We start from the raw sequence: 24,582 nt of genomic DNA, 5'->3' as shown, positions 1-24,582 counted from the left end.
CTATCATAATTTAGTTGGGCACGTATGATCGTACATCAGCCGGCCACTGTACCACATGGGTTAAAACCCTCAGAATCACGACAGGAAGCCTCTTTCCCTCATACTCAAGTGGCCGCTCTTTGCGATGATGATATGGTCTATGAGCTGGATGCCGACCAGCGATCCCGCATCTCTCAGCTGGGCCGTGATGGCAATATCCTGGCTGCTTGGTTCGAGAGAGCCCGATGGATGGTTGTGTACACAGATAATTGAGGCCGCCCGATCGGTGATGGCATCGGCAAACACCTCTCTCGGGTGCACGAGACTGTGATTCAGGAGACCGACCGTTACGATCCGGTTACCGAGGACTTCCCCTGCACCATTGAGGGTGATGCAGATAAAATACTCCTGTTTTTTATCTTTAAGATGAGCTACAAGAGGAAGGATATCTTCCGGTCTGGTAATCTTGTGCGCATCACCGGCTGTGGTAAAATACCGCCTGCCCAGTTCAAAACATGCCATCATCTGGGATGCCTTGGTCGAGCCGACCCCCTCAATTGACATGAGATCCTCAAACCGGACCCCCGGTCGTTGTTCCCTGAGGATCACATCGATCTCTTTTGCAATTTCCCGGACGTCTTTCCTCTTTGTCCCCCTTCCGATAATTGCTTCGATCAACTCATGATCAGAGAGTACCGATACCCCCCGCCGGGCAATTTTTTCACGTGGCCGGTCGTGCAGAGGGAGATCTTTCATTTTTTTCATGGAACAACCCGGTAATTGTCCGCAGGTTACCTTCTTCAGGTACTGCGTGGAAATAGAATTGTCCGCGGGATAACAAATATCTTTCTTTTTATATTCACCATAAATTATTTTCCTAAATCCTCAAAAAGGAGAATTTTCCCGCGTATGCCCCATGAAGAATCTTTAAGTCAGTCTCTCACCATACCATTGCCGTATGGCAACAGTTGAGAATGTAAAGGAGGCGTTTGCCGGAGAATCCCAGGCAAACCGGAAATACCAGGCGTTTTCTGAAAAAGCCGCGGAAGAAGGGTTCAAAACGGTAGCAACCCTCTTTAAGGCAGCTTCTGAAGCGGAGGCGATTCATGCCAAAAAACTCCTCAAGGTGCTTGCGACAGTCGGATCCACGGAGAAGAACCTTGAGGCGGGCCTTGCAGGCGAAACTCACGAATATATGAAAATGTATCCTGATTTTATCAGTGTCGCTGAAGGCGAAAAGAGAACGGACGCGGTGCTGGCCTTCACCCATGCGATGAAGGCAGAACAGGTGCACGCATCTCTTTACAAAAGAGCGCTTGATGCAGTGAAATCAGGAAAGGATTTCAGCCGGGAAAAGGTTTTTCTCTGTCCGGTATGCGGGAACATTGAACTCGGGAAGCCCCCGGAGAAATGCCCGATCTGCGGAGTTTTCGGCAAGCAGTTCAGGGAAATCACGTTGTGAACGGGAGGATTTCACCCCCGCAGCCCGATTTTTTATTTTGAACCGATCCTGCGCCTGTGAAGCCACACGACGACGAGGATCAACGCTATCAGGGTTGCCCAGGATGCCGAGTAAATCACGATGATCGGGTTGATCAGGATATTCTGCTGTATGACGGAGAGCGGGGGAGGGGGCGGAATACTTTCAAACCATAGGGCGGCACTCGAGGGGAAACGATCCTTCCCGTCGTAGTAACTGACAATTATCGTTGCATTGCCTGAAGGTATGATTGCAGTAACCAGCGTGCTGCTGGTATTGGGTGATATGATGGATTGTGTCGCTCTTCCGTGTTCATCCGAAATTTCAACGTACCAGGTATCCGGGAATGGTTTCGTATAACGATCAGATACTTTTGCGATAAGCGTTGAACCCGGTTGTGTGATAATCTTCAATGTCTCATTCTCATCCCTGCCAAAAAATGTGAGGACACGGGATACCGGTTCACGGGCTCCAAGATAGAAAGTACCGCTGCCAGTGCAGAAATATACTGGAGTTCTTATCTTCGGAACACCTTGGGATTGTACGACCGGCTCCATGGAGCAGCTGAACCGGTCATCCATCACCTGGCTGTATGTCAGCGCTGTATCGTATATCTTGACCTCGTCGAGACCTCCCCCGAAATACTGTGGACAGTCTGAATCGGGTGTATTTGAAGGTCCTGCATCGGCACCCAGCATGACATAGTTCTGATATTCGTAATGGATCGGGCCGGATGCATTCACTTCGTTTCTCAATATGCCATCAAGATATATTTTTGAGGTTTTTCCGTCATAGGTAGCCACAACGTGGTGCCACTGGGATAGCGTAATACCCTCATGTTGGACAGGAATTGATACGTCTCCGCTACCCTCCAGGTTTATTGTCCACCACAGGTCACTACCGTCATCAAAGCCAAGCCGATAGCCGCCCTCATCATAACTGGAGATCAAAACCTGGGGATAGTACGAATCAACATAAAACCACGTGGATACGGAAATCTGCTTCTCCGGGTGGTTCTCGGAACTGAATGGAATGCTGACGTAATCATCCGTTCCGTCAAATACAAGTGCCTGCCCGCACCCCCCGCTGTCGACCCGTTCGGCACCGGTTATGGTTCCGGCGTTTCCATGCCCGGATGCATCCATGGCAATTGTACCGATTCCTTCATTAAAATTGAGATATACTCCCGGTTCCAGAGGGGCATTCAGAGTTGAGGCGGAAGCCTGAACCCCGCTGACCAGAAAGAGGACTAGGAGACAAAAAAAGATTCTGACAGGAATATCCCGGACGGAAGGTACGGCGCTCATAGTCTCGTATCAATGGTGTATTGGGAGTCGACCAAAAAGAAGATTGCGATACATGCATTGAATCCGAATATCTGCTCCTGTCAATATCTTTATGGTATACCGGAACATTTCCGGCATGATGACCAAAGTAACCGTCTATTCGACAAAAAACTGTCCGTACTGCCGGATGGCAAAGTCATTTCTCGAAAAATACGGTGTGCCTTACGAAAACGTCGATGTAGGTGCCGATGAAAAAGCTGCAAGAACGATGATCGAGCTCTCCGGCCAGCGCGGAGTTCCGGTCATCACCGTTGGCGATGAAGTAATCGTCGGTTTCGATACCCAGAGGCTGAACGAACTCTTCGGAGAGCCGCCAGTGACAGATACGTATGATGTCCTGATCGTCGGTGCAGGCCCGGCGGGGCTTACGGCCGGTGTCTACTGTGCCCGGAAAATGCTGTACACGCTGATTATCAGTGAAAATATCGGGGGGCAGGCACTGGAGTCGTGGGCGATCGAGAATTACATGGGCTATCGCATGATCACCGGGGAAGACCTGATGAAAAAATTTGAGGAGCAGGCCCGGACGCTCAACATACGACTTGAACTCGATAAGGTCACTTCTATCTCAAAAGAGGACGATATCTTCATTATCAGAACCATCTCGGATAATACCGTGCGGGCCAAAAGCCTGATCCTCACGCAGGGCAACCGCCCCCGGAACCTGGGTGTTGCAGACGAGGGGAAGTTTCTCGGCCGCGGGCTGTCGGTCTGTTCTACCTGCGACGGCCCCCTTTTCAGGGAAAAACGGGTTGCAGTTGTTGGCGGGGGAAACTCCGCACTGCAGACCGCGCTCGAAATGAGTGAGATTGCCCGGTCCGTAATCCTGATTGTCCGCAGCTCTGTCCGGGCAGACCCGGTCTACGTCGAGAAACTGAAGACCAGGAAGAACATTACCGTCCATACCAACACCACGGTAACCGCACTTCATGGCGACAAATTCCTTGACGCTGTCACCATCAGGGACGAGAACGGGGCAGAACAGAAGATCGGTCTCGACGGTCTATTTATCGAAATCGGCTGGCTGCCCAATACGGATATGGTGGCAGGACTCGTCGAACTGAACGAGAAGCAGGAGATTGTCGTCGATCTGAACGGCCGAACCAGCACGCCCGGCATTTTTGCTGCAGGAGACGTGACAAACGTCAAGAGCAAGCAGATCGTCATTGCCTCCGGTGACGGGGCAAAGGCGGCTCTGGAAACGTACGAGTATCTGATGAGAACGTTCAAAGACTAAGGAACCGGGGCTCTGTTGAAATCCTCAGAGAAACATGCAGTCGCTCTTGGGGGCGACGAACCTCACGGAACGTGAGATGAGGCGGGAGAAGAACGCGAAGCGTTCTTCGACTATTCTCGAATCCGCAGTCGAAGAATTCTGACGAATTCTTCTCCAATTAATCCTCGCTGTGTGACGAAGGAACACGAGAAGAGAGCCATAAGGCTCTCTTCGCTGATGCGACGATTAATTCCCCGCCGCTCGGGCCTCCCCATATAGGGATAGTTCCTCTGAAGGTTGATGAAAATCCCGAAAAAACGGGGGTCACCCTCCTAACCGCAGCAGAGTATGAACAAATGATCAGAAAAATACGGTTCTAACAGAGCCGGAACCTGTAAAAAGAGCACCGGCTTCTCAGCAGATCAGTGCCCGGCTCGCATCCCTTTTTTCCGGTCTTTCTCCCGGTATCCTTCCAGAAGGACACTTGCAATATTCCTGACCGGTTTATCGGTGTGTCCCGCAATGTGGAACTCGCAGAACGGGCAGGAGGTGATCACGATCTCCGCACCCGTCTTTTGTATCTCCTCTCCCCGGCGGCTGCCCAAGGCTGCCGCCTCCTCGGGGTTGCCGGCCCGGACGCCCCCGCCGGAACCGCAGCAGATCGGGGGCATCTCGACGAGGTCCACGACCTGCCGGATCAGCTCGCGGGGCTGGTCGCGGATGCCCTGCCCGCGCATGAGGTGGCAGGGGTCGTGGTACGTTGCCTTGATCGGGAGACGTGCCGGGGGTTCAATGCCATACTTCGTGAGGATCTCATTGATGTCCATGACCTTAAAGGGCGTTTTGTAATCGTTCTTCAGCGTTGAGCCGCAGCCGGCGCACATCGTCATGACCGTGTCGATGCCCCGCGATGTGAATGTCTCGATATTCCGCCTCTTCAGGGTGTCTACGTAGTCGAGTTGCCCGGTCCGGATCAGGGGCGAACCGCAGCAGACCTGTTCCCGGGGAATAATGACCCGGATCCCGTTGCGCCGGAGTACCTCCAGTGCGTCGATCGCTGACTGCTGCTGGCGCAGATTGTACATGCAGCCGATGAAGAAGCCGACGGTCGCCTTCACCGGGCCGTACGGTTCGATAACTTCACCCACTCTTTCAAGGAACGATTCCGTGGTGCGGGGCACACTCCGTCCGGTCTCCCTTATGAGTGCTGCCACTTCACGGTGACGGGGCAGGGTGAACCCCCTCTTGTATGCGTGCGCCCTGAGTTTCTCGATCGCCTTTCCCGGGATCTCTATCTCCTTCGGGCAGACCTTCCAGCAGGCCTGGCAGCTGGTGCAGGTAAAAAGGCCCTCCCGGACTGCATCTGAAATCCTGTCCCCGCTGTCGCGGGGATCGAGCGCGAGCCGCATCTCCTGGCGCATCGCCGTCGGCCCGAGGAACTTTGTCACGTCGACAGCAGGGCAGACCGAGACACAGCAGAGGCATTCGATGCAGTCCCTGAGGGGTTTCATGGCATCGATGTCTGCCTTTTTTGGAAGCACGGTCTCCTTCTTCGGCAGCAGGTACGCAATTTCCTCAAGTCTTGGCACCAGATCGGTCACGAGATCTTTTTTCACCGCGAGGTTCAGGGGTTCGATCGTGATCCCGTCGTGAGCCTCGTCCATGCAGGCGAGCACCGGTTCACCATTCACCCGCACGGCACAGCTCCCGCACTGGCCGGAGGCGCAGGAATAGCGGTACGAGAGGGTCGGGTCAATCCCGTCATGGATGGCATGGAGCACATGAAGAACGCGGGCACCCTCATTGACCGTGACTATGTAGGTCTCGAAATGCCCCTCACGCTCGTGTTCCGGGTCGAACCGGAATACCCTGACGGTCAGTTCCTTCATGCGATTCCCTCCCGGTTTTCGATTCCCTCGCGGGACTGCGAGATAAAGGTGTGGCCGAACGGGGAGTGTTCGGCATCATACGACTGGGGAATATCGGTCCTGACGTGCGCCCCCCGGGATTCTTTGCGCTGAAGAGCGCTCCTGCAGATGAGCGATGCGGTAAGGCACATGTTCTGGACGATACAGCACTCGGCAAGGTTCCTTAAGGAAGCTGCCCGGAGATTGACTGCCGAGAGCTGCCGTATCGTCCGGAGCGTCTTGTCGAGATCCCCCGCATTCCTGAAGATGCCAGCCCCCTGCCACATCGCCAGCTGGAGTTCCCTTCGGACGAGAGCCGGGTTGGTGTTCCCGGAGAGGAAGCCCGCGAGCCGCACCTGCTGGGTCTCGACCTGGCGCAGGTCGACCGTTTTCTCCCGTTTCTCAGATCTTCCCGCTGCCTCACCGGCACGTTTCCCGAAAACCTGCGTGTCGGCGAGCGAGTTCCCGCCGAGCCGGTTTGCACCGTGCACGCCTCCTGCGACCTCCCCGCAGGCAAACAGCCCGGGCAGGGTAGTCCGCCCTTCGGGCGTGATCCGGAGTCCTCCCATGATGTGGTGGGCTGTGGGTGCCACCTCCATCGGCTCCGTGCGGATATCCACACCGAACTTCAGGAACTGTTCGAGCATGACCGGCAGGCGGGTCTCGACCTGCTCCCGCGGGAGGTGGGTCACGTCGAGATAGACCCCGCCGTGCTCCGTTCCCCTCCCCTGCACAATCTCGGTCGCGATCGCCCGTGCGACGATGTCCCGGGTGGAGAGCTCCATCCGCCCGGGATCATAGTTTTTCATGAACCGTTCGCCTTTCGTATTCAGCAGGATACCCCCCTCGCCACGGACCGCTTCGGTCACGAGTCTCCCCCGGGCATCATAGGGGGAGACTGCCCCGGTCGGGTGGAACTGGACCATCTCCATATCGATCAGCTCGGCACCTGAACGGTACCCCATGGCAAACCCGTCACCGGTCCCGCTCGAGGAGTTGGTGGAGATGTCGTAGACCTTTGTCCCGCCGCCAGTCGCGAGGACCGTACTGTCTGCTTTGAAGAGGACAAGGCCGCCTTTCTCGTCAAGTGCCATCGCCCCGATAACCGCCTCTCCGTCTTTCAGCAGGTCGATGACCGTAACCTCCTGCAGAGTCGTGACCTTCGTTGCATCGAGCCGCTCGACGAGGGTCGTCATCATCTCGTGGCCGGTGCGGTCACCGGCATAACAGGTCCTCGGGAAACGCTGCCCCCCGAACGGGCGCTGGGCAACCTCGTCGGAGTCAGTAAAATCAAAGACCGCCCCCCATTTTACGAGGTCTCCCATCCGCAGAGGGGCCTCCTTCACGAGAATATTCACAAGTTCGGGATCGTTGAGGTACGCTCCCCCCTTCATCGTATCCTCGTAATGGATCCCGCACGAGTCCTCTTCCCTCAGGACCGCATTGTACCCCCCTTCCGCCATCGGGGTGCAACCCCCTTTTCCCACGATGGTCTTTGAGATGAGGACCGTATCGCCATACTGCGATGCCTCAATGGCAGCGCGGACACCAGCACCTCCGCTCCCGATCACCAGCACGTGGCAGTCCACAACCTCATCTGCAAGCATCTTATTATTTTGTGGATCGTATAGTTACATAAATAAATGGCACGTCCAGAGTGAGAGAACACATGAGATTTCTGATGAAATTCGGCGGGACATCCGTTGCCGATGCACAGTGTATCAGACGCGTTGTCGACATCCTCGAAGAGCACCACGGGAAAGGCGACGAACTTGCCGTTGTCGTCTCGGCACAGCGGGGTGTCACCGACCAGCTCATCGAGATAGCCGGCAAGCTCCCGACTGCAAAGGACGACTCCGGCATCGCCCCCCTGATCCAGGCCCTTTCCCGGCGGCACATGACTACCCTCGAAGGGGCTGCGCCGGACCATGTCGCTCATGTCGGTGCAGAGATCGAAGAGCAGCTCATCAGTCTCCAGAACATCCTCTTCGCGGTCTATAACCTGCGGGAACTCACTCCCCGCTCGAAGGATTATATCATCTCGTTTGGTGAACGGCTGCTCGCCCCGATCCTGTCTGCGGCCATCCGCGAGCGGGGCATTGCATCCACGGTGATGGACGGCTGCGAGGCCGGTATCCTCACCACCCCCCAGCACGGCGAGTCGACATCCCTTCCCGAGAGCGACGAACGGATCAAACGGCGGGTCGGCCCGTTGCTTGCAAAAGAGATACCGGTCATCATGGGGTTCATGGGCTGCACGCGGGAGGGGGTCCTCACCACCCTCGGGCGGAGCGGCTCGGACTACTCCGCCTCCATCATCGGTGCCGGGATCGATGCGGACGAGATCTGGATCTGGACCGATGTCGACGGGATCATGACCTGCGACCCCCGGGTCATCAATGATGCCCGGGTGATGCCCTCGCTCTCCTACCTCGAGGTCATGGAACTCTCCTATTTCGGGGCAAAGGTAATGCACCCCCGCTCCATCGAGCCCGCCATGCGCAAGAATATCCTCGTCCGGGTGAAGAATACTTTCAACCCTTCCCACCCGGGTACGGTCATCGTCCGGAACGGACAGCAGGACAACCGCGTGGTAAAGGCCCTCACGTATATCGACAAGGTCGCAGCCATCAATATCAACGGGGCACAGATGATCGGGAGACCCGGCGTGGCAAAAGCGATCTTTACTATCCTCGCCGATCATGAAGTGAACGTGATGATGATCTCGCAGGGGTCATCGGAAGCCAATATCTCCCTGATCGTCGACGAGTCGCACCTGTCGGCGGCAGTAAAAGCCCTCTCCGACCTCGTGAAGCAGGGTATTGTGCGCGAAGTATCGCACAACCACGATGTCTGTGCGGTTGCGGTAGTCGGGGCAGGGATGGCAGGGGCACCGGGGACCGGCGGAAGGATCTTTACCGCAATGGGGGCAGCCGGCATCAACGTGATGATGATCTCGCAGGGGTCGTCGGAAGCCAACATCTCGTTCGTGGTGAGCCAGGATGACGGCTCCCGGGCGGTCCGCGTCCTCCACGACGAGTTCCGACTCTCGGAGGAGAGCGATGAGTAAGAACGCGTATGCGGAAGCCGGCGTGGACATCGATCTCGAAGCAACGGCGATCAAAGCCCTCATCGGGAACCTGACCTTCCGGCGGAAAGGGAGTGCCACCATGATGGGATCGGTCGGGCATTTCGCCGGGCTGATCGATTTCGGCGAGATGGCCCTTGCACTGACCACAGACGGCGTGGGGACGAAGATGCTCGTTGCGGACCGGATGAATGACTGGAGCACGGTTGGCATCGACTGCATCGCGATGAACGTGAATGATCTTTACGTCATGAACATGGAACCGGTCGCGTTCGTGGACTACATCGCGACCGACAAGCTCTCGACCAGGAAGATGTCCCAGATCGGGATCGGCCTGAACGAGGGCGCACGGCAGGCGAACATCGATATCGTGGGCGGGGAGACTGCATCGCTCCGTGGGCTTGTCAACGGCCTCGACCTTGCGGGCACCTGTCTCGGCATGCAGAAGAAGGACAGGATCATAACCGGTGAAAAGATACGGCCCGGTGACAAGATCATCGGTGTCCGGTCAACCGGTGTCCACAGCAACGGGCTCTCCCTTGCCCGGAGCGTCGTGGAGAAGCACGCGGGATACGATGAGAAGCTGGAGAACGGACGGACACTCGGGCAGGAGCTGCTCGTCCCGACCCGGATTTATCACGAGGTCCTGAAAGTCACAGCAGCCTGCACGGTGCACGGCATGTGCCATATCACCGGCGGGGGGCTGCTCAATTTCAGGCGCCTGAGCGACCACGGCTTCCGGTTCGATTCACCCATCACCCCCCCGGAGATCTTCTCGTGGATCCAGAAGGCCGGCGACATTTCGGCTGAAGAGATGTACCGCACCTTCAACATGGGCATGGGCTATGCGTATGTCGTGCCGAAAGAGAGCGTTGCCTGCGTTCTGAAGATGGTGAATGGGGCACAGGTTGTTGGCGAGGTCGTGAAGGAGCCCGGAGCATGGCTCGGGGAGATGGAGATAACCTGAAGGTAACCTCTGGTACTTTTTTGGGATTTCGGCCTGCGTATCGGAATCCTGTCATACTCCCACGTCCCAAACCGCATCCCCTCCCACTTTCGGTCCTTGTAACGTTGCTAAATACGACCTCATCTATTCCCTCCGGAGATTGCCTTTTCATTCCGGCCCGGTTCCGCGTTTTTCCGAATTATGACCTCTCAAATTTAGGGATTGGGGGAAAAGTGGTACAACCGGGCTCGCAGCGTGCTCTGATATACCGGAATTCCCACAGGGGTTTTTCCCGATGGGATTTCTCCCCACTCCGACGGTAATCCCTGCCGGCCCGGGGAGGGATGTTCCTGTCTCCGGGTCATCCTGCAGATTGATCGCGAATCGGGTTTTTTCTGAAAATGACAGGACATTTTCCGGAAAAAGGAATCCCGGGGGGTCGGGCAGGGGCAGATTGATCTTTTTTGCAGTGTACGTGATTGAAAAGATGATCCGGATCGACCGGACTTTGATTTTTCTAGGAAAAACGCACATTATTTTTCAGGTTTGACGCTCTTGGGGGCTCCGCCTTTGGCTCGCCACCGCCGCGTGGGCATCCCCAGCATTGCGATGCCTCTGCATTACCGAAAAATATCAGTCATTGAGGTGTGCTGGGCCCTCATTCAGAGGCATCGTAATGTGCCCCGTCCCCCTTTGGGGGACTGGTGGCACAAGAGGGGGGGTCGCATGGGTACACACCGTCCGGTTCCGGAGATTCCCGATCATGGAGACTCCGACATATTTTTCCAGCAATTTCCCGGGATTAATGCTGGTGAAAAATAGTTTGTACCCACGCGACCCGCCCTCAAGAATTTCCGGGGGATCTCAGTTTTCTGAAAATTTACGACGTTGCCATCAGGGAAACGAGTATCACGGGCTTGGGGGGGTCATGTAGGTACAAAATTCCTGAGGTAGCCGCCCGTTGTATACGTTCTATCTGAAAAGTTTCAAAATAGATCTCGTGAAAAAAGATCCGGCACTCACTCTTCAGGATTTTTTTCCTGAGAATATTCCTCTTCCGGCACATACGCACACTTCTCCGCCTTTTCCGATACAATCGCACTGTTCCCGCACGGGTCTTCAAGGATCAGGGTGACCGAAAACGTCCCGGCTTTCACCCGGGCAATATCCGCGAGGAGTGCCGCCGCATTCTCCTTCTCCACGTCAGTGCCCCAGGTAAGCGCCCCTTTCACGACCTGCTCGATCCGGTCGAGCACGCCTTCCACATTGGACACGAACCCCTGGCAGACCGGGCCGGGATCGATGCGTACTCCAATTTCTGGGATCTCGATGCTGGCGCTCATGCTCCGTACGACCCGGACTGCGAGATCGTCTTCCGATTCAACGGCCATCGTGTACCGTGCAGGATCGCCGTGTTTCAGGAGCTGCGTGTCAACAAACTTGTACCCGCAGGAGGGACAAACCGCCGAAATGATGAGGATATCAGAAAAATAGGGAATATTTTCTGTCTTATACAGGTATTCGATTTCAGTATTGCAAGACGGACACGGACCCGGGACGACGGTCTGCACTTACGCTCCACCGATCTTGTCGCGCGAGATCTTCACGGACATGGGGGTCAGGACGACATAGCGCTGGTCCCCGAGGCCGATGATGTCCCCGTTGACATCCTTTGCCACTTCTTTCAGGTCCTTCAGGACGCGCTCGTACGAGATCTTGTCCATCTTCAGGCGGGAGATATCGACGATCACGATATTACCGGAATAGACTTCGTCCTTGACGCGGGGGGTATCCTTGAGGTCTGTGATGGTCGCGATCTTTACGAGCAGTGACGGGCCGGCTCCGCCGTGCTCTTCGTAAGAAGCGAGATCGAGTTCCATGTAATCGTCGTCCGAGCTTGCGGAACTCTTACCAAGAAGGGTATCTATGATTTTAACCATAAAAAAACTGTATGACGAAACTTATTTAATAGTATCTATTTTGAAGCCTCATCTCAGGGTTTTAGGCAAAAAAAATGGGAAAAACCGGCTGTTTTCCGCATGCCCAACGTCCCGGACGCTGGTCAGATCTCCATGTTCCAGATCTCATCACCGACGTGATGGAATTTTTTTACCATCTTTCCGGCCGTACTGGCACGCAGATCGGGCGCATCAAAGAGCGAGATTCCGATGGCAAGGGGTTTGCCGTGCCGCTCGTCAACGATCTGGACCGGTGCCTGTGCCTTCACGTCATCCGTGACCGAGGTGATACCGGGCCGCATGATATCCGCACCATTGACGATGTAGGGGATGGCCCCGGCGTCGACAACAACCCGCCGTTCCGGGAACGGGAGCTGGACTGCACCTTTGAGGGTGGGGAAGACCCACGCATCCGTGGCCATGAGGAGCGGCTTCTTGTGGACCATGAAGAGAGAGACATCCGCGTTCGTTTCGAGCACTTCGATCATGTCCCCATGGAAGAGGTTTGCCGATGGCCCGATCTGTTCTGCAAGCCGCGCCAGCAGTTCCTGCCCCTGGCTTTTCCGGATGGAATGGCGTTTCTTTACAACAATTTTTTTCATTGTTCTGCTTCAACAATCAGAGTGCAGGCATGAAAAAAATTTGCCTCGCTATGAAAACTCCCCCTCTTTTTAAGCCTCTGATCGGCAGGAAACCTTATTGCCCCAGGGAGATCTACGGTATGTTTAAGTAACCTGCTCGCACACATATATTACTCCAGAGCGATGGTAACAGGGTAGTATTATGACCAAAAGGCCGTTGGATATTTTGGATCAGGTGCTGAACCGTCAGCCAGTTATTGTATCTCTCAAAGGGGGGAGAGAGATCCGGGGCGTTCTCCAGGGATATGATGTACATATGAACCTCGTCCTCGACAAGGCCGAGGAAGTGGAGAACGGGCAGGCCCAGAAGGTCGGCACGCTCATCGTCCGTGGGGATAACGTGATTTATATCTCTCCATCACTCGAACAATAAGGTGAAGTAACATGTCAAAAGGCACTCCATCCATGGGCAAGATGAACAAGTTCACCCATATCGCCTGCCGGCGGTGTGGAAAGATCTCGTTCCATGCCCAGAAGAAAGTCTGCTCTGCCTGCGGTTTTGGCAGAAGCACCAAGATGATCAGCAACAAGTGGAACAACAAGCGACCGAAAATCCCGACGCATTAGAGTTGTACCATGTGTGGAATCGTTGGCATCGTCGATGCTGGCGGTGTATCAATCCAGCTCTATTATGCCCTGTACGCTCTCCAGCACCGTGGCCAGGAGAGCGCCGGAATATCCACGTTTGACGGCACCAATCTCCATAAGTTCAAGGGGAACGGACTGGTTGCCGATGTTTTTTCCCCGTCTGTTTTATCCGATTTGAAGGGCACGGCCGGTGTCGGGCATGTCCGCTACCCGACCACCGGTGCAAACCTTCCCGAGAATATCCAGCCCCTGAACTTCCAGTTCCAGGACCATTCCATTTCCGTGGCCCACAACGGGAACCTGGTCAATACCTGCGAGCTCCGGGCCGAATACGAACAGGCAGGCCAGATCTTTACCACCACTACTGATACGGAGATCATCGCCAAGATCCTCATCGATTCGATCAGCAACTCCGGCTCCGTGGAAGATGCGGTCAATCTCTGCATGCGCAGGCTCGTGGGTTCCTACTCGGTCGTGATCCTGATCGACGGGATCCTCTACGGTTTCCGGGACCCGCTGGGGATCAAGCCGTTCTGCATCGGCAGGACCGAGAACGGCTACATGATTGCGTCCGAGAGTGTGGCCGTTGATGCCCTGAGTGCGAAGTTCATCCGGGATGTCAGGCCCGGGGAACTTATCCGGATCGACGGAGAGGGGATCCGGTGCACGCAGATCGCCGTGGCCGGCAAACGGGCGCACTGCATCTTCGAGTATATCTATTTTGCCCGGGCCGATGCGATAATCGACGGCGTGCTGGTCTATGATGTCCGGCGCCAGATCGGCCATAAACTTCACGAGGAAGCCCCGGTCAAGGCGGACTCGGTCTGCTCGGTCCCTGACTCGGGGACCACCTACGCGATCGGGTACGCGGAAGGGTCGAAGATCCCGTTCGTCGAGTCTCTGATGAAGAACCGGTACATGGGACGGACATTCATCATGCCTTCCCAGAAAGAGCGGGAGAAGGCGGTCCGGATCAAGCTCAACCCAATACCTGCGCACCTGAAGGACAAATCGGTGGTTCTGGTGGACGACAGCATCGTAAGGGGAACGACCTCGAAGCGGATCATCGAGATGATGCGGGACGCAGGCGCCCGGGAAGTGCATATGCGGATCGGCTCCCCGGCCATCAAGGCCCCCTGTTACCTTGGGGTGGACATGCCGACCCGCGAGGAACTGATCGCAAGCAACCGTATCGAGGAGGAAGTCCGGCACAACATCACGGCGACCACGCTCCACCATGTCTCGATCGAGGCGCTGATCGAGGCGATCGGTTTTGATCGCGAAGACCTCTGCACGGGCTGTCTCACCGGCTGTTACCCGCTGCCGATCGAAGGCGAGAAGGCGAAGACCTGCCAGATCAATTTCGTGGACGGGACGTTCCAGTCCAAGCTGGTCACGTTCGAGTCCTGATCCGGGTCCTTTGAAGCGTAAGCCGCCGGTGAAGAGAACCCGACAGGCCGGAATATCTTTGTCCGTTTGAGGCGTGCACCACTTCATGAACTTTTTTCCTCCTTGCAGCAAGGTTTCCCGGAATCAATTTTTTAACCATCAGATACTGATACTAGCAGCATAGGCTGATCGCTCATCTGGTGCCCCATGCCCCTCGCCCCCCGTATCCTGTTTGCCGCCGACGATGCCATCATTGTAAACCTCATGTCTCCGATACTCCAGAACAAAGGATACAGTATCGCGGGGACGATCAAGAACAGTGAAGAAGCACTTGTAAAAACAATTGATGCAGCCCCCGATCTCGTCGTCATGGATGTGAACCTCACCGGGCTGATGGATGCGATCGATGCGGCCCATTATATCTTCCAGCTCTTCCATGTTCCGGTCGTCTTCATCGCGGGGACCTCCGATGAGACGAAGGTGGCACGCATCACGTATGCACAGCCCTGCGGGATCCTCTTCAAACCGTTCGCTGCAATCGAGATCACGGCAAGCGTGGATCTCGCGCTGTCGATCTCCGCCGACCGGGTCAGGACGCTGGGGAATCTGCCTGTCGGCGACCCCCGGAAGATGATGGACAGTGAGAGTGAAGCGATCATCATTCTGGACAAACGGGGCCGGGTCATATTGTTCAATACCTATGCCTCGTGGTTTGTGGACAAATCGTTCAAAGAGGCATTCATGCGGCACTGGCGGGATGTCATGATGTTCGTAAGCGAGACGAACGGGGAAGAGGTCAGCGACCCGGTCACCGCGGCCACTAAGCATATGGCAGGCTCCATCTATGATGCCGGCATCTCCATTGTGACAACGACCTCGAAGCGCAGGAAGGTGATCCTCACCATCCGCCCGATCAGGGACAACCACGACCGCCTCATTGCCTCGGTTATGTCCCTTAAGGAGAATAAGAAAACCTATAGGTGATTCTGGTCACCACCGAATCCGGGCAGGACTTTTCATGGAGCATATCAGGGAGGCGTTCAACAGGTTCGCGCAGGACTATGACTCGCAGCGGGAGTATATCATCCCCGATATGCGGCAGTATTATGGTGCAGCAGTCTGGGCAATGGAATCCCGTGAACAGCAACCGGAAATTCTCGATGTCGGGGCGGGTACCGGTCTTTTGAGCGCGTTTCTTCTGGAGAAGTTCCCGGATGCCCGGCTGACCCTGATGGATATCTCCGAGAACATGCTGGAGATGGCAAAGAAGCGGTTTGCCGACCGGCCGGAAACCAGGTACGTTGTGAGCGATTATTCTACGGGCGAGCTGGGCGGGCCGTACGATATCATCTGCTCGGCACTGTCGATCCACCACCTTGCAGCAGAGGACAAGCGGGAGCTCTTCCGGCGGATTTATGCAGTGCTGCGGCCCGGGGGGATCTTTGTCAATGCCGACCAGGCGGACGGGGAGACCCCCTACTTCCGGCAGCGGTATCTCGATTGCTGGAATGAATTTCTGCAAAACGGTCCTATGACCGGCGCACAGCGGGAAGAGATCCTGAAGCGCCGGGATACGCTGGACAAGAACGAGAAACTCTCGGATCAGCTCGCGTGGCTGCGGGAGGCGGGGTTTGCCGATGTGGATGTCGTGTACCGGAACCGGACGTTCATCGTGACGGTGGCGAGGAAGGGGTAGGGAGCGGACCGCTCCCCCGCCGTTCATACTTGTTGCTTCCAGCTCCCGATACGTACGATCCGGATCTGCATCCCACCCCGACCCAAAACCCGTTCGGTCCTGACATCATATAGCTCGCAGCTCGCTCCCCAGTCAATCTAAAAATTTCCGGCGCAACTCAGTACGCCCCAAAAATATATGGGCCTCACCCGCGATCGGTCCAAAAATATTTTTGGCCCGTGCCGGATCGCGCCGGGAAATCTCCTTGCCGCACGACCCAATTTCGCACCATTTCCCTCTATACAGGATAGTTGAAGTTATCTGAGCCCAAATAGGGCTCCTTTTGGCAAACGGAGGGAGGTCATTTTTTCTGCACCGGAAGGTATGTCCACGCGCATGGAAAATATTGATTAAAACCGGTATTTTGTGAAATTACCTGAATTTATCAATTTTTCAACCTGCAATTTAGCGGGCCGGTAATCGTCCCGTTTTTTCGATGGGGTTTAGTATCTGGAAATTGAAAGAACCCCCTTTTTCCGGATCGACCTCCCCCACTCACGCTCATTTCACTAGCTTCAAGTACCACCCCCACGTCCTTTTACTATACCCCTTTCGTCCAAGGTGACCCATGAGACAGATACCCGTTTCCTTCCTGGCAATTACCGTCCTGATCATCGCTGCCCTGCTCACCGCCGGCTGCACCACGGGACAACCGGCATCCCCCGCAGCATCGGGAGATGCTCTCCTTGTACAGGCCGACCTCGCATACCGGAACGCGAATTACATGACCGCCGCCCAGCTCTATAACGACTCGTACACGCAGTACACCGCGGCCGGGAATACGAGTGCCGCACGCGACGCCCTCAACCACGAGTTCACCGCGTACCGCATGATCATCGAGTTCCCGCTCAACCGCACCGATGCGGAAAGTGCGGTCCGCGCAGCCTTCCCGGACGCCTCTGCCGACCAGGTGAACGCCTGGCTCTCGGCCCGGGATACGGCAAGGATAACGAGCGACGGCCGGGAACTGTTCTTCTATGATACCGTCGCCAACATCCGGTACCACGACCCGGCACGGATGCGCATGATGACCGCAGCGTCGGGCAAATCCCCCTTCTATGACGAGGTGAAGGATCTCGCGCTTGACCCGCCGGTTGCGGGCAGGGATCCACTCTTTGACGAAGTGAAAAACCTCACGCTCGCCCCGCCTGTTACGGCCGGCGGACCCTACCGGTCACCGGTCACCTTTGAAATCACCCAGCAGCTCTCGGTCCCGGTGGACAGCCTCCCGAAGACCGGAGTTCTCAGACTCTGGGTCCCGGCACCCATCAATTCAGGCTCCCAGACGAACGTGACTGTCATCTCCATCGAGCCGGTGCAGTATGTGAAATTTATGCCCGACACCCGGGCTGACATCGGTCTTGCGTACATGGAGGTCCCGCTTTCCAGCCTGACCGGAGAGTACCTCAACATCACCACCAGGTACGGGTTTATTCAGCACGAGCAGCGCTTCGTTATCGACCCGGCAAAAGTCAGGGCCTACAATACGAGCGACCCCGAATACCTGAAGTATACAGCTTCCGGGAAGAACATTGTCATCACCCCGGAGATGAAGCAGAAGGCACAGGAGATCGTAGGCAACGAGACCAACCCGTACCTGCAGGCCCGGATGATCTACTGGTACATCGTCAATACCCTGCCGTACAGCCACGCCCCGCATATCTATCTCGATGCGGCCGGCATCCCAGAATCCACCTACGTCCTCGATACCGGCATCGGAGACTGCGGGAGCCAGAGCATGTATTTTGCCGCACTCTGCCGCTCGCTGGGCATCCCGGCCCGGGCCGTCGGCGGGTACCAGCTCGTGCCGGGCCTCGAAGGAACCCACTTCTGGGCTGAGTACTACCTTGTGGGGTACGGCTGGGTCCCGGTGGACGTGACCATCGCGGAGGGGGGCGACTGGGCATACAACGCGACACCCGATCAGGTCCACCGGTGGAAGGAATACTACTTCGGCAGCCTCGACCCGTACCGGTACATCATCCAGAACGATGTCGATATCCCGATCGTCCCCGACCCGGGCAATGCCGTGATGTTCCGCATGGTCGTGCAGAGCCCGAAGATCGCCTGCGACACGTGCAATGAAGACGTGGACCTCCTGCTCACAAACAACTGGACGACGGTGGTGAAGCGCGGGTGACAGAAGATCCGGCTCCCCTTTCTTTTCCTGTTCCTGCTGTCAACTTCGCCTTTACTCCCCCTCACTGGTGCTGGTCTCTCCCCCAATCCGGACCGGCAAACCGTGTGTGTTCCGTGGCCTGCAGGCCCTGAGCTACCGCTCCCAAAACCGTCGACAATAAAAATCAAGAGGCACAAATACCGAACACACTTACAGGAAAACCATCCATGAAAATCCTGCAACTGCTGATCATTGGTGCCCTGATCTGTTTCATCATGCCGGCGGGGGCCGGGGATACCCTCACGGCAACATTATCCGTGGGTTCAGGCTCCCCGGGAATGCCCCCGCAGAATGCTTCTGTCTACATCAGCGATGCAAAAGCGGCGGTAGCCGAGCGGAACTGGACGGATGTTCTTCTCGTAACCACAAGAGGCATCGCATGGTACCCTGACAATGCAGACCTTCTCTGCATCCAGAGCTATAGCTACCGGAAGATGGGGCAGTACGCAAAATCGGTCGATATCGTGTCGAAAGGCATCCTGCTGGATCCAAAACCGGTCCGGTATGCCAACCGGGGATACAGCTACCTCGCGCTCGGGAATTACCAGGCTGCCCTCGCTGATGCAGAAACCGGCATCGCGCTCAACGCCTCCTACCCGGCGACCTATAGCGTGAAAGCACTGGCACTGCAGGGCATGGGCATGAATACCGGGGCGCTTGCCGCAATTGAGCAGGCACTTGCCCTTGATCCCGAGAGTGCCCATTACTGGCACGTGAAAGGCGTCCTCCTCGCTGCAGGCGGGAACTGCACGGATGCCCGGGAAGCCCTTGAGAAGTCACTGGTAATCGATCCCGATTACACCCTGCCGTGGCCCGGCTTTTCAGGTGCGCGGGAGAGTCTTGCAGCCCTGGACTCCACCTGCACGCCGGCAACGCAGGCATCCTCACACCCGCCACCCACGAAATCCACGGCGAGCGGGATCGCAGTTATCAGCGTTGCCGGCGCACTCATCGTTCTCGGAATGAGAAAATAACGGCTCTGTAGAAATCATCGGTTTTTGACCTAGACGCTCTTGGGGATGTCGACATGACGGAGTCATGGAGACAAGAGAAGAACGCGTAAGCGTTCTTCGGATTGGCTGCCACCATGGCACAGCGAAGATGCTCTCGCATCTTCTTGCATCTGCCCTTGCCTTGAGCAACGGCAGATTTCCCCCATATTGGGATAGTCCCTCAGATGGTTAGTGAAACTCCCGCCGAAAAATAGAGGGTCAAGGGGATGCTCCCCTTGCGTTGCCTCCCCCTCTAGGGGAGAGAGGGGGTCACACTCATAACTGTCAAAAACTATAAGCGAATCAATACGATAAAACAAGATCTCTACAGAGCTAAAATTACCGTTTTCGGTGATAAAAATCTTCAGAACAGTCCAGTAGCGAGGGATGGATTTGAACCATCGATCTACGGGTTATGAGCCCGTCGGGATATCCTGACTACCCTACCTCGCTTCATTAGTAAATCAGGGTAATAATATAGATGGCATTCGCAGATATACTTTACTCACTTTGCACTTCATGCCACCATTGGTGGCTTCGCTAGGATTAAATGAAAAGCGCCGGTATATTGTGAAACATGGATGAGGAGATCCAGCGGATTCGGGAGAAGAGGATACAGGAGATAACCGGGAAGATGAACCAGGCGGGAAAAGGCGGGGTACAAAATGTCGACGAGATGCATTTCCAGCAGTTCATCGCCACCCACCCCTTCGTGGTGGTGGATTTCTGGGCGGAATGGTGCGGGCCCTGTCGGAGGATATCCCCGATCATGGACGAGCTCTCGCAGGAGTTTGCCGGCAGGGTGACGTTTGGCAAGTGTAACACCGATGACAACCGCCGCCTCGCCATGCAGTTCAACATCGACGCGATACCTGCCATGATGCTCTTCTCCAAGGGGCAGCTGGTAGACCGGATCATCGGCGCGTATCCCAAGGAAGCGATCCGGGAAAAGATCATCAGGAAATTCGCGCTTGACTGATGCGGTAGACCAAAAAAAATTACTGGCCTTTCCCTTTTGCGTTGAGCTTTGCGGCAAGGATGAAATCGTTCAGGGTGAGCCCGCCGGCAGGGTAGGTGTAAAACGAGACCTCCACGAACCGCGACTCCTTCATGCAGATGTCCGGGAAATGACCTTCCTGCATCGAGAGATCGGTGACTTCTGAAAAGAATGCAATGCACTGTACAGCATCCGAAAACCCGAAGGTTCGGGTTATGTGCCCGTTATGGAGCGACCAGCCGGGCACCTCATTGAGGAGTTCCAGGGTCTCCTTCCGTGTCAGCGGCGGGGAGCCGGCCTTGTAGGTTGTGCACTTTTTCTGTGCGAGTTCCATGGTTATGACTCGACCTTCAGGACAAAATAGTTTCTCCCGGGAGGCGGGCGAAACCGCCCTCTCCGCCAGGCCCTGTCCGGATGTTCAAACATTCCTTCGGCAACTCCCCGGTCGCGCGGATCCGGAAAGACCATAAGACCACAGGCACAACGCTGGTAAGGAAAACGTGTCATCCGTATTTTCAGCACTGCACGAATCGCTCCAGCAGGTGCTGGCCCAGCGGTTTGAATGGACCGAGCTCCGGGAAGTGCAGGAGCGGACGTTCGCAAGCGTGTCTTCAGGAAACGATGTACTGGTCATCGCCCCGACGGCAGGGGGCAAGTCCGAAGCGGCGCTCATCCCCGTGATGGATGACATCCTGAAAAACGGGCGGCCCGGGGTCGCCTGCCTCTACCTCTCACCCTTGAAGGCACTGATCAATGACCAGGAGGAGCGGTTTTCCGCGTTCTGTGTCCCGACCTCCCTGAGCGTCATGAAAAGGCATGGCGACGTAGCAAAGGGGGACCGTTCGTGGAAAGACGGCGAACCCCCCCACTTCCTGATGATCACGCCGGAGTCCCTTGAGGTCCTGCTACAGGATAAGGCACTGTCGGCAGACCTCAGGCAGGTCCGGTACATCATCGTTGACGAGCTCCACGCGTTTGTAGAATCCGAGCGGGGGGTACACCTCAGGGTCCTCCTCAGCCGGATGGACAGGATAGCCGGGCGGGCTGTGCAGCGCATCGGGCTCTCTGCCACAACGGGAAACCCCGAAGAGGTTCTCCGCTGGCTTTCCGAAGGCCGCCATGGCACCGAAGTGGTCTCTGTCCCCGCCCTCCCGCAAGAGAAACACTTCCGGTTCATCATCGAGCCGGAAGAGAGCCGGAGGACTGAGGCGCTGGCACGGATCGTGTCCGGGAAAAAGGCGCTGGTATTCGTGAACAGCCGGAGCGTTGCGGAGGAGATGGTGAAATCACTCTCCGGCAGGGTCCGGAACCTTCATGTCCACCATTCTTCGCTCTCTCCGGCCACGCGGAGATCGGCCGAGGAGGCGTTTTCCTCCGGTGACGGTGCCTGTATTATCTGTACGAGCACCCTTGAACTCGGGATCGACATAGGGGATCTCGATGTTGTCGTCCAGGTCGGCCCCCCCGATTCAGTCTCCTCGTTTCTCCAGAGGATGGGCAGGAGCGGGAGGCGTGGCGGGCCTGCGCACGTCGCATGGGTGCTCACCGGCCCGTGCGAACTGCTCTGCAGTATTGCGGTCATGGAATGCGCGATGAACGGGGAGGTCGAGGACCTCCTGCCACAAAAAAGACCCTACAACGTCCTTCTCCAGCAGGTCTTCCTCTACCTCCATAACCACCCGAGAGTGAGCCGCAGGAAACTCCGTTCGGATCTGCTCTCGTATCCCATATTTTCCGGGATCACTCCGGCGATGATGGACCAGCTGATCGGGTATCTTGGCAGCTCGGGATATATCGCGACCGACGGGGAGATGGTGATGCCGGGGACGGAAGCGGAGCGGGAGTTCGGGCGTTCGAACTGGAAAGACCTGTATTCCGTGATAACCGGGGGCGGCGAGTACCGTGCCGTGACCCCGGAGGGAGACGTGGTCGGGAAACTTGATGCACGCTTTGTCAACAGCCATGATGCCGGGGAGATCTCGCTTGGCGGTCGTACCTGGACGATGATAAAGTGCGATGAAGGGCACAATCTCGTGGTTGTCGTCCCATCCGGTTCCGAAACATCGCGTACCTTCTGGACCGGGAGCAGTGAAGGAGGACTTACATCCCTGGTCTGCCGTAAGGTACAGCAGATCCTGGCACGACGTGACTCGGTATTGCCGCTGGGTGCGGATGAGCGTGAAGCCCTGCAGAAAATACTCGTAAAAATTCCGGAAGCTATCGGGCAGGCCGGGCTGCACGTCATCGGAAAACGAGATCCCGGAAGGCCGGGGGTTCTCATCTATTCCATGAACGGAAGCAGGTTCAACCGGGTGCTGGCCTTCGTACTCCGGAAACGCCTCGGTGGCAAAGCACGGGTGAGGTACAATGATTTTATTGTCAGGATTACCGGGGCGGGCAGCACCGGTGCCACGGAAAGAATTGTAGATGAGCTGCGGACCATCAGGACTCTTGACCGGCACGAAATCGGTGTCCTGCTCCCCCTCCCGCCCCCGGACAACTGGAAATTTGGACGACTGCTCCCTGCACCCATGTTCTGTGAATTAGTGTGGTCGGACCATTACCATATCGGGGAGTTTATGGCCGGGATGGAAGAAATGGCCATAAAAACCCTGCAGGTTCCGGAGACCGGCGGCATCCACGGGGAGGAAGATCACTTTTTATAAGGCATACTGTCGAGGTACATCTATGAAAAGAATCCTTGTGCTCCTGTTCATGGCCGCTTTTCTGGTTTTTTCCTGCGGATGCACCGGGGCATCCCCTTCACCCCCGGCTACGCAGCCCGCGACGCCTGCCCCGACACCGATAGTAACGACGGCAAAACCCACCACACCAACGCAACAGCCGACGCATATAGTTGTAACCGTGGAAAAGACACCCTCGGAATCAGATATTACTATCATGAATTCCCAGCTCAGCCAGGCAAACGTAACCGTGAGCGTGGGTTCGACAGTCAGGTGGTTTAATGCAGACACCAGCACCGCACACCGGATCCAGTTCGCCGATAAGCAGTTTCTATCATTTCTCATCAGCTCAGGCCAGTCTTTCAGCCAGAAGTTTGATAGTCCGGGGGTATATCCATACACGTGTCTGGTGCAGATGAATGAACAGGGAACGGTCACGGTTGTCTGATCGATGGTCCAGGATATCACCTGTGCTCTTATCTCCGGGAAACCGCTGATTACGTATCCTGGGTATCCTGGCATTTTTCCTCGCGGCGAGGGATCTTGGATCCCAGAGGGATCCCTACCATATTGTTCACGTGGCACCCACGGTGCGCGGCTGTCGCCCTCTGCCTTGCCGTGATCTAAAAAATTCGCCTGACTAAAAAAGAGACATCCCTGAAAAGATGAATAGATCCGGTTATAACCCTACGATGCGGAGGGCTGCACCGACGAGGATGCCGAACATGGACGTGGATGCTGACAGCATACCAAGGAGGATATATCCTACTATCGCACCAATCTTCAGAGGCATATAGGTGCGGTTAAGGTTCAGTCTGCGTATGGCGCGAAAGGACCTCACTTCCGGTGAAATTGTTGGTTTGTTTGGTTTTATCCGGATCATCCTGGTTCACCATACCCCGACATGACGATCCCCTATGTGGGAGATCCTGATCACCTGTAACCATATACTTAGAACATGGCCTATTTAATTTTATTGAAATGGCAGGAAATGAAAAAAATACAATATATCACTTTTTTCCATGAATCTTCGTATTTAATCTGTTTTTTCGGCTTCTGTCCGGGGTATTGTGGCATTCTGGCAGGAAATGCCGTATCCGGTTGTTTTTGTACCCTGTTGTCCTGCGTATTGTGTTGAACCCTGCGCTGCTGGTCCGGCTCTCTGGAACGCTTCCGGGGGTGGGTACCCTGTGAAAAGGGATCTGATATACACAAAAAGACGGTCGTGGCAGGAATATACCCGGAAACCCCCTGGAAATGGAAAAACGATTATTTTTTACGCCGAGGGGGAGATTTGAACTCCCGAGGCGCGGAGCGCCAGTAGCTTTCGAGGCTACCGCCTTCCCGGGCTAGACTACCTCGGCACCCGGTTCTCTTATTTTTTTCATCGATTGTTCTAATAGTTATCTGCGTTTGCCCGTACCCTTCGTGAGTACTGACAAACCCGAAAACACCTT

At 55.9% G+C, this 24,582-nt stretch carries 23 protein-coding genes and 2 tRNA genes; 14 read left to right on the top strand and 11 right to left on the bottom strand.

What is annotated here, in order from left to right; translation table 11 throughout:
- Window positions 1-75 precede the first annotated feature (75 nt).
- Complete coding sequence (gene radC / locus ABSB80_RS01075) at window positions 76-744, bottom strand: RadC family protein (RefSeq protein ID WP_428367273.1); 669 nt, start codon at window positions 742-744, stop codon at window positions 76-78.
- Between the two features lie 193 nt (window positions 745-937).
- Here radC and ABSB80_RS01070 point away from each other — a divergent pair, with 193 nt between their 5' ends.
- Entirely contained in the window at window positions 938-1,441 is a 504-nt protein-coding gene (locus ABSB80_RS01070) for a rubrerythrin family protein (RefSeq protein ID WP_428367271.1), read from the top strand.
- A 32-nt stretch (window positions 1,442-1,473) separates the two neighbouring features.
- Here ABSB80_RS01070 and ABSB80_RS01065 read toward each other — a convergent pair whose 3' ends face one another.
- Window positions 1,474-2,604: a LamG domain-containing protein gene (locus ABSB80_RS01065; protein WP_428367269.1), complete on the bottom strand. Its 1,131-nt coding sequence runs from the start codon at window positions 2,602-2,604 to the stop codon at window positions 1,474-1,476.
- A 280-nt stretch (window positions 2,605-2,884) separates the two neighbouring features.
- Here ABSB80_RS01065 and ABSB80_RS01060 point away from each other — a divergent pair, with 280 nt between their 5' ends.
- A complete protein-coding gene (locus ABSB80_RS01060) occupies window positions 2,885-4,042 on the top strand; it encodes an FAD-dependent oxidoreductase (RefSeq protein ID WP_428367267.1) in 1,158 nt (385 codons plus the stop codon).
- Window positions 4,043-4,443: 401 nt separating this feature from the next.
- Here the strand turns inward: ABSB80_RS01060 and tfrB are convergent, their stop codons facing one another.
- Together tfrB and tfrA are read right to left on the bottom strand one after the other, a co-directional pair.
- Window positions 4,444-5,910, bottom strand: a complete 1,467-nt coding sequence (gene tfrB, locus ABSB80_RS01055) for a fumarate reductase (CoM/CoB) subunit TfrB (RefSeq protein WP_428367265.1) — start codon at window positions 5,908-5,910, stop codon at window positions 4,444-4,446.
- Window positions 5,907-7,535: a fumarate reductase (CoM/CoB) subunit TfrA gene (gene tfrA / locus ABSB80_RS01050; RefSeq protein ID WP_428367263.1), complete on the bottom strand. Its 1,629-nt coding sequence runs from the start codon at window positions 7,533-7,535 to the stop codon at window positions 5,907-5,909. Before tfrA ends, tfrB begins: the two co-directional genes overlap by 4 nt.
- 74 nt (window positions 7,536-7,609) lie before the next feature.
- On the opposite strand from tfrA, the gene ABSB80_RS01045 reads away from it, so the two are divergent.
- On the top strand, window positions 7,610-8,998 hold the full coding sequence (locus ABSB80_RS01045; RefSeq protein WP_428367261.1) for an aspartate kinase: 1,389 nt from the start codon (window positions 7,610-7,612) through the stop codon (window positions 8,996-8,998).
- Entirely contained in the window at window positions 8,991-9,983 is a 993-nt protein-coding gene (purM, locus tag ABSB80_RS01040; protein WP_428367259.1) for a phosphoribosylformylglycinamidine cyclo-ligase, read from the top strand. Before ABSB80_RS01045 ends, purM begins: the two co-directional genes overlap by 8 nt.
- A gap of 998 nt (window positions 9,984-10,981) precedes the next feature.
- Here purM and ABSB80_RS01035 read toward each other — a convergent pair.
- The 3 genes from ABSB80_RS01035 to ABSB80_RS01025 form a co-directional block, all read right to left on the bottom strand.
- Entirely contained in the window at window positions 10,982-11,533 is a 552-nt protein-coding gene (locus ABSB80_RS01035; RefSeq protein ID WP_428367257.1) for a ZPR1 zinc finger domain-containing protein, read from the bottom strand.
- A complete protein-coding gene (locus ABSB80_RS01030) occupies window positions 11,534-11,902 on the bottom strand; it encodes a cell division protein SepF (protein ID WP_428367255.1) in 369 nt (122 codons plus the stop codon).
- 122 nt (window positions 11,903-12,024) lie between these two features.
- The gene (locus ABSB80_RS01025) at window positions 12,025-12,522 is read right to left on the bottom strand and encodes an RNA-binding protein (RefSeq protein WP_428367253.1); all 498 of its coding nucleotides are present in this window, start codon (window positions 12,520-12,522) and stop codon (window positions 12,025-12,027) included.
- A gap of 181 nt (window positions 12,523-12,703) precedes the next feature.
- Here ABSB80_RS01025 and ABSB80_RS01020 point away from each other — a divergent pair, with 181 nt between their 5' ends.
- From ABSB80_RS01020 to ABSB80_RS00990, 7 genes are all read left to right on the top strand, one after another.
- Window positions 12,704-12,934: an LSM domain-containing protein gene (locus tag ABSB80_RS01020; RefSeq protein ID WP_428367251.1), complete on the top strand. Its 231-nt coding sequence runs from the start codon at window positions 12,704-12,706 to the stop codon at window positions 12,932-12,934.
- 11 nt (window positions 12,935-12,945) lie between these two features.
- Window positions 12,946-13,128 carry a 50S ribosomal protein L37e gene (locus tag ABSB80_RS01015; protein ID WP_321506163.1) on the top strand — a complete coding sequence of 61 codons (183 nt, stop codon included), beginning with the start codon at window positions 12,946-12,948 and terminating at the stop codon, window positions 13,126-13,128.
- A gap of 9 nt (window positions 13,129-13,137) precedes the next feature.
- Window positions 13,138-14,559: an amidophosphoribosyltransferase gene (gene purF, locus ABSB80_RS01010; protein WP_428367248.1), complete on the top strand. Its 1,422-nt coding sequence runs from the start codon at window positions 13,138-13,140 to the stop codon at window positions 14,557-14,559.
- 186 nt (window positions 14,560-14,745) lie between these two features.
- Window positions 14,746-15,522 carry a response regulator gene (locus ABSB80_RS01005; RefSeq protein WP_428367246.1) on the top strand — a complete coding sequence of 259 codons (777 nt, stop codon included), beginning with the start codon at window positions 14,746-14,748 and terminating at the stop codon, window positions 15,520-15,522.
- A gap of 34 nt (window positions 15,523-15,556) precedes the next feature.
- Window positions 15,557-16,234, top strand: a complete 678-nt coding sequence (locus ABSB80_RS01000) for a class I SAM-dependent methyltransferase (protein ID WP_428367244.1) — start codon at window positions 15,557-15,559, stop codon at window positions 16,232-16,234.
- Between the two features lie 607 nt (window positions 16,235-16,841).
- Window positions 16,842-18,413: a transglutaminase-like domain-containing protein gene (locus tag ABSB80_RS00995; RefSeq protein WP_428367242.1), complete on the top strand. Its 1,572-nt coding sequence runs from the start codon at window positions 16,842-16,844 to the stop codon at window positions 18,411-18,413.
- 206 nt (window positions 18,414-18,619) lie between these two features.
- Window positions 18,620-19,426, top strand: coding sequence for a tetratricopeptide repeat protein (locus ABSB80_RS00990; RefSeq protein WP_428367240.1), 807 nt, complete (start codon window positions 18,620-18,622; stop codon window positions 19,424-19,426).
- Window positions 19,427-19,822: 396 nt separating this feature from the next.
- Here the strand turns inward: ABSB80_RS00990 and ABSB80_RS00985 are convergent.
- Window positions 19,823-19,897, bottom strand: a tRNA-Met gene (locus tag ABSB80_RS00985).
- A gap of 124 nt (window positions 19,898-20,021) precedes the next feature.
- On the opposite strand from ABSB80_RS00985, the gene trxA reads away from it, so the two are divergent.
- Entirely contained in the window at window positions 20,022-20,423 is a 402-nt protein-coding gene (gene trxA, locus ABSB80_RS00980) for a thioredoxin (protein WP_428367238.1), read from the top strand.
- 19 nt (window positions 20,424-20,442) lie between these two features.
- Here the strand turns inward: trxA and ABSB80_RS00975 are convergent, their stop codons facing one another.
- Complete coding sequence (locus ABSB80_RS00975; RefSeq protein WP_428367236.1) at window positions 20,443-20,775, bottom strand: 4a-hydroxytetrahydrobiopterin dehydratase; 333 nt, start codon at window positions 20,773-20,775, stop codon at window positions 20,443-20,445.
- Between the two features lie 166 nt (window positions 20,776-20,941).
- Between ABSB80_RS00975 and ABSB80_RS00970 the strand changes: the two genes are divergently transcribed.
- Complete coding sequence (locus ABSB80_RS00970) at window positions 20,942-23,107, top strand: DEAD/DEAH box helicase (protein WP_428367234.1); 2,166 nt, start codon at window positions 20,942-20,944, stop codon at window positions 23,105-23,107.
- 22 nt (window positions 23,108-23,129) lie between these two features.
- Window positions 23,130-23,573 (top strand): hypothetical protein, encoded by a 444-nt coding sequence (locus ABSB80_RS00965; protein ID WP_428367233.1) that lies wholly within the window; start codon window positions 23,130-23,132, stop codon window positions 23,571-23,573.
- A gap of 231 nt (window positions 23,574-23,804) precedes the next feature.
- On the opposite strand, the gene ABSB80_RS00960 is transcribed toward ABSB80_RS00965, so the two are convergent.
- Both ABSB80_RS00960 and ABSB80_RS00955 read right to left on the bottom strand, forming a co-directional pair.
- On the bottom strand, window positions 23,805-24,008 hold the full coding sequence (locus ABSB80_RS00960; RefSeq protein ID WP_428367231.1) for a hypothetical protein: 204 nt from the start codon (window positions 24,006-24,008) through the stop codon (window positions 23,805-23,807).
- 396 nt (window positions 24,009-24,404) lie between these two features.
- A tRNA-Ser gene (locus tag ABSB80_RS00955) sits at window positions 24,405-24,489 on the bottom strand.
- Between the last annotated feature and the right edge of the window lie 93 nt (window positions 24,490-24,582).

It is taken from the genome of Methanoregula sp., assembly GCF_050010295.1.
In the GTDB taxonomy this organism is placed as follows: Archaea; Halobacteriota; Methanomicrobia; order Methanomicrobiales; family Methanospirillaceae; genus Methanoregula.
This window is presented reverse-complemented; position numbering and strand designations above follow the sequence as displayed.

Bases quoted from the DNA above. Each gene is read 5' to 3' on its own strand.
- purM (WP_428367259.1), top strand. From the start codon at position 8,991: ATGAGTAAGAACGCGTATGCGGAAGCCGGCGTGGACATCGATCTCGAA.
- ABSB80_RS01005 (WP_428367246.1), top strand. From the start codon at position 14,746: ATGCCCCTCGCCCCCCGTATCCTGTTTGCCGCCGACGATGCCATCATT.
- ABSB80_RS00960 (WP_428367231.1), bottom strand. From the start codon at position 24,008: ATGATCCGGATAAAACCAAACAAACCAACAATTTCACCGGAAGTGAGG.
- ABSB80_RS01020 (WP_428367251.1), top strand. From the start codon at position 12,704: ATGACCAAAAGGCCGTTGGATATTTTGGATCAGGTGCTGAACCGTCAG.
- purF (WP_428367248.1), top strand. From the start codon at position 13,138: ATGTGTGGAATCGTTGGCATCGTCGATGCTGGCGGTGTATCAATCCAG.
- ABSB80_RS01060 (WP_428367267.1), top strand. From the start codon at position 2,885: ATGACCAAAGTAACCGTCTATTCGACAAAAAACTGTCCGTACTGCCGG.
- ABSB80_RS01045 (WP_428367261.1), top strand. From the start codon at position 7,610: ATGAAATTCGGCGGGACATCCGTTGCCGATGCACAGTGTATCAGACGC.
- ABSB80_RS01065 (WP_428367269.1), bottom strand. From the start codon at position 2,604: ATGGATGCATCCGGGCATGGAAACGCCGGAACCATAACCGGTGCCGAA.
- ABSB80_RS00965 (WP_428367233.1), top strand. From the start codon at position 23,130: ATGAAAAGAATCCTTGTGCTCCTGTTCATGGCCGCTTTTCTGGTTTTT.
- ABSB80_RS01070 (WP_428367271.1), top strand. From the start codon at position 938: ATGGCAACAGTTGAGAATGTAAAGGAGGCGTTTGCCGGAGAATCCCAG.
- ABSB80_RS01015 (WP_321506163.1), top strand. From the start codon at position 12,946: ATGTCAAAAGGCACTCCATCCATGGGCAAGATGAACAAGTTCACCCAT.
- tfrA (WP_428367263.1), bottom strand. From the start codon at position 7,535: ATGCTTGCAGATGAGGTTGTGGACTGCCACGTGCTGGTGATCGGGAGC.
- ABSB80_RS01000 (WP_428367244.1), top strand. From the start codon at position 15,557: ATGGAGCATATCAGGGAGGCGTTCAACAGGTTCGCGCAGGACTATGAC.
- trxA (WP_428367238.1), top strand. From the start codon at position 20,022: ATGGATGAGGAGATCCAGCGGATTCGGGAGAAGAGGATACAGGAGATA.
- ABSB80_RS00990 (WP_428367240.1), top strand. From the start codon at position 18,620: ATGAAAATCCTGCAACTGCTGATCATTGGTGCCCTGATCTGTTTCATC.
- ABSB80_RS01030 (WP_428367255.1), bottom strand. From the start codon at position 11,902: ATGGTTAAAATCATAGATACCCTTCTTGGTAAGAGTTCCGCAAGCTCG.
- radC (WP_428367273.1), bottom strand. From the start codon at position 744: ATGAAAAAAATGAAAGATCTCCCTCTGCACGACCGGCCACGTGAAAAA.
- ABSB80_RS01025 (WP_428367253.1), bottom strand. From the start codon at position 12,522: ATGAAAAAAATTGTTGTAAAGAAACGCCATTCCATCCGGAAAAGCCAG.
- tfrB (WP_428367265.1), bottom strand. From the start codon at position 5,910: ATGAAGGAACTGACCGTCAGGGTATTCCGGTTCGACCCGGAACACGAG.
- ABSB80_RS00975 (WP_428367236.1), bottom strand. From the start codon at position 20,775: ATGGAACTCGCACAGAAAAAGTGCACAACCTACAAGGCCGGCTCCCCG.
- ABSB80_RS00995 (WP_428367242.1), top strand. From the start codon at position 16,842: ATGAGACAGATACCCGTTTCCTTCCTGGCAATTACCGTCCTGATCATC.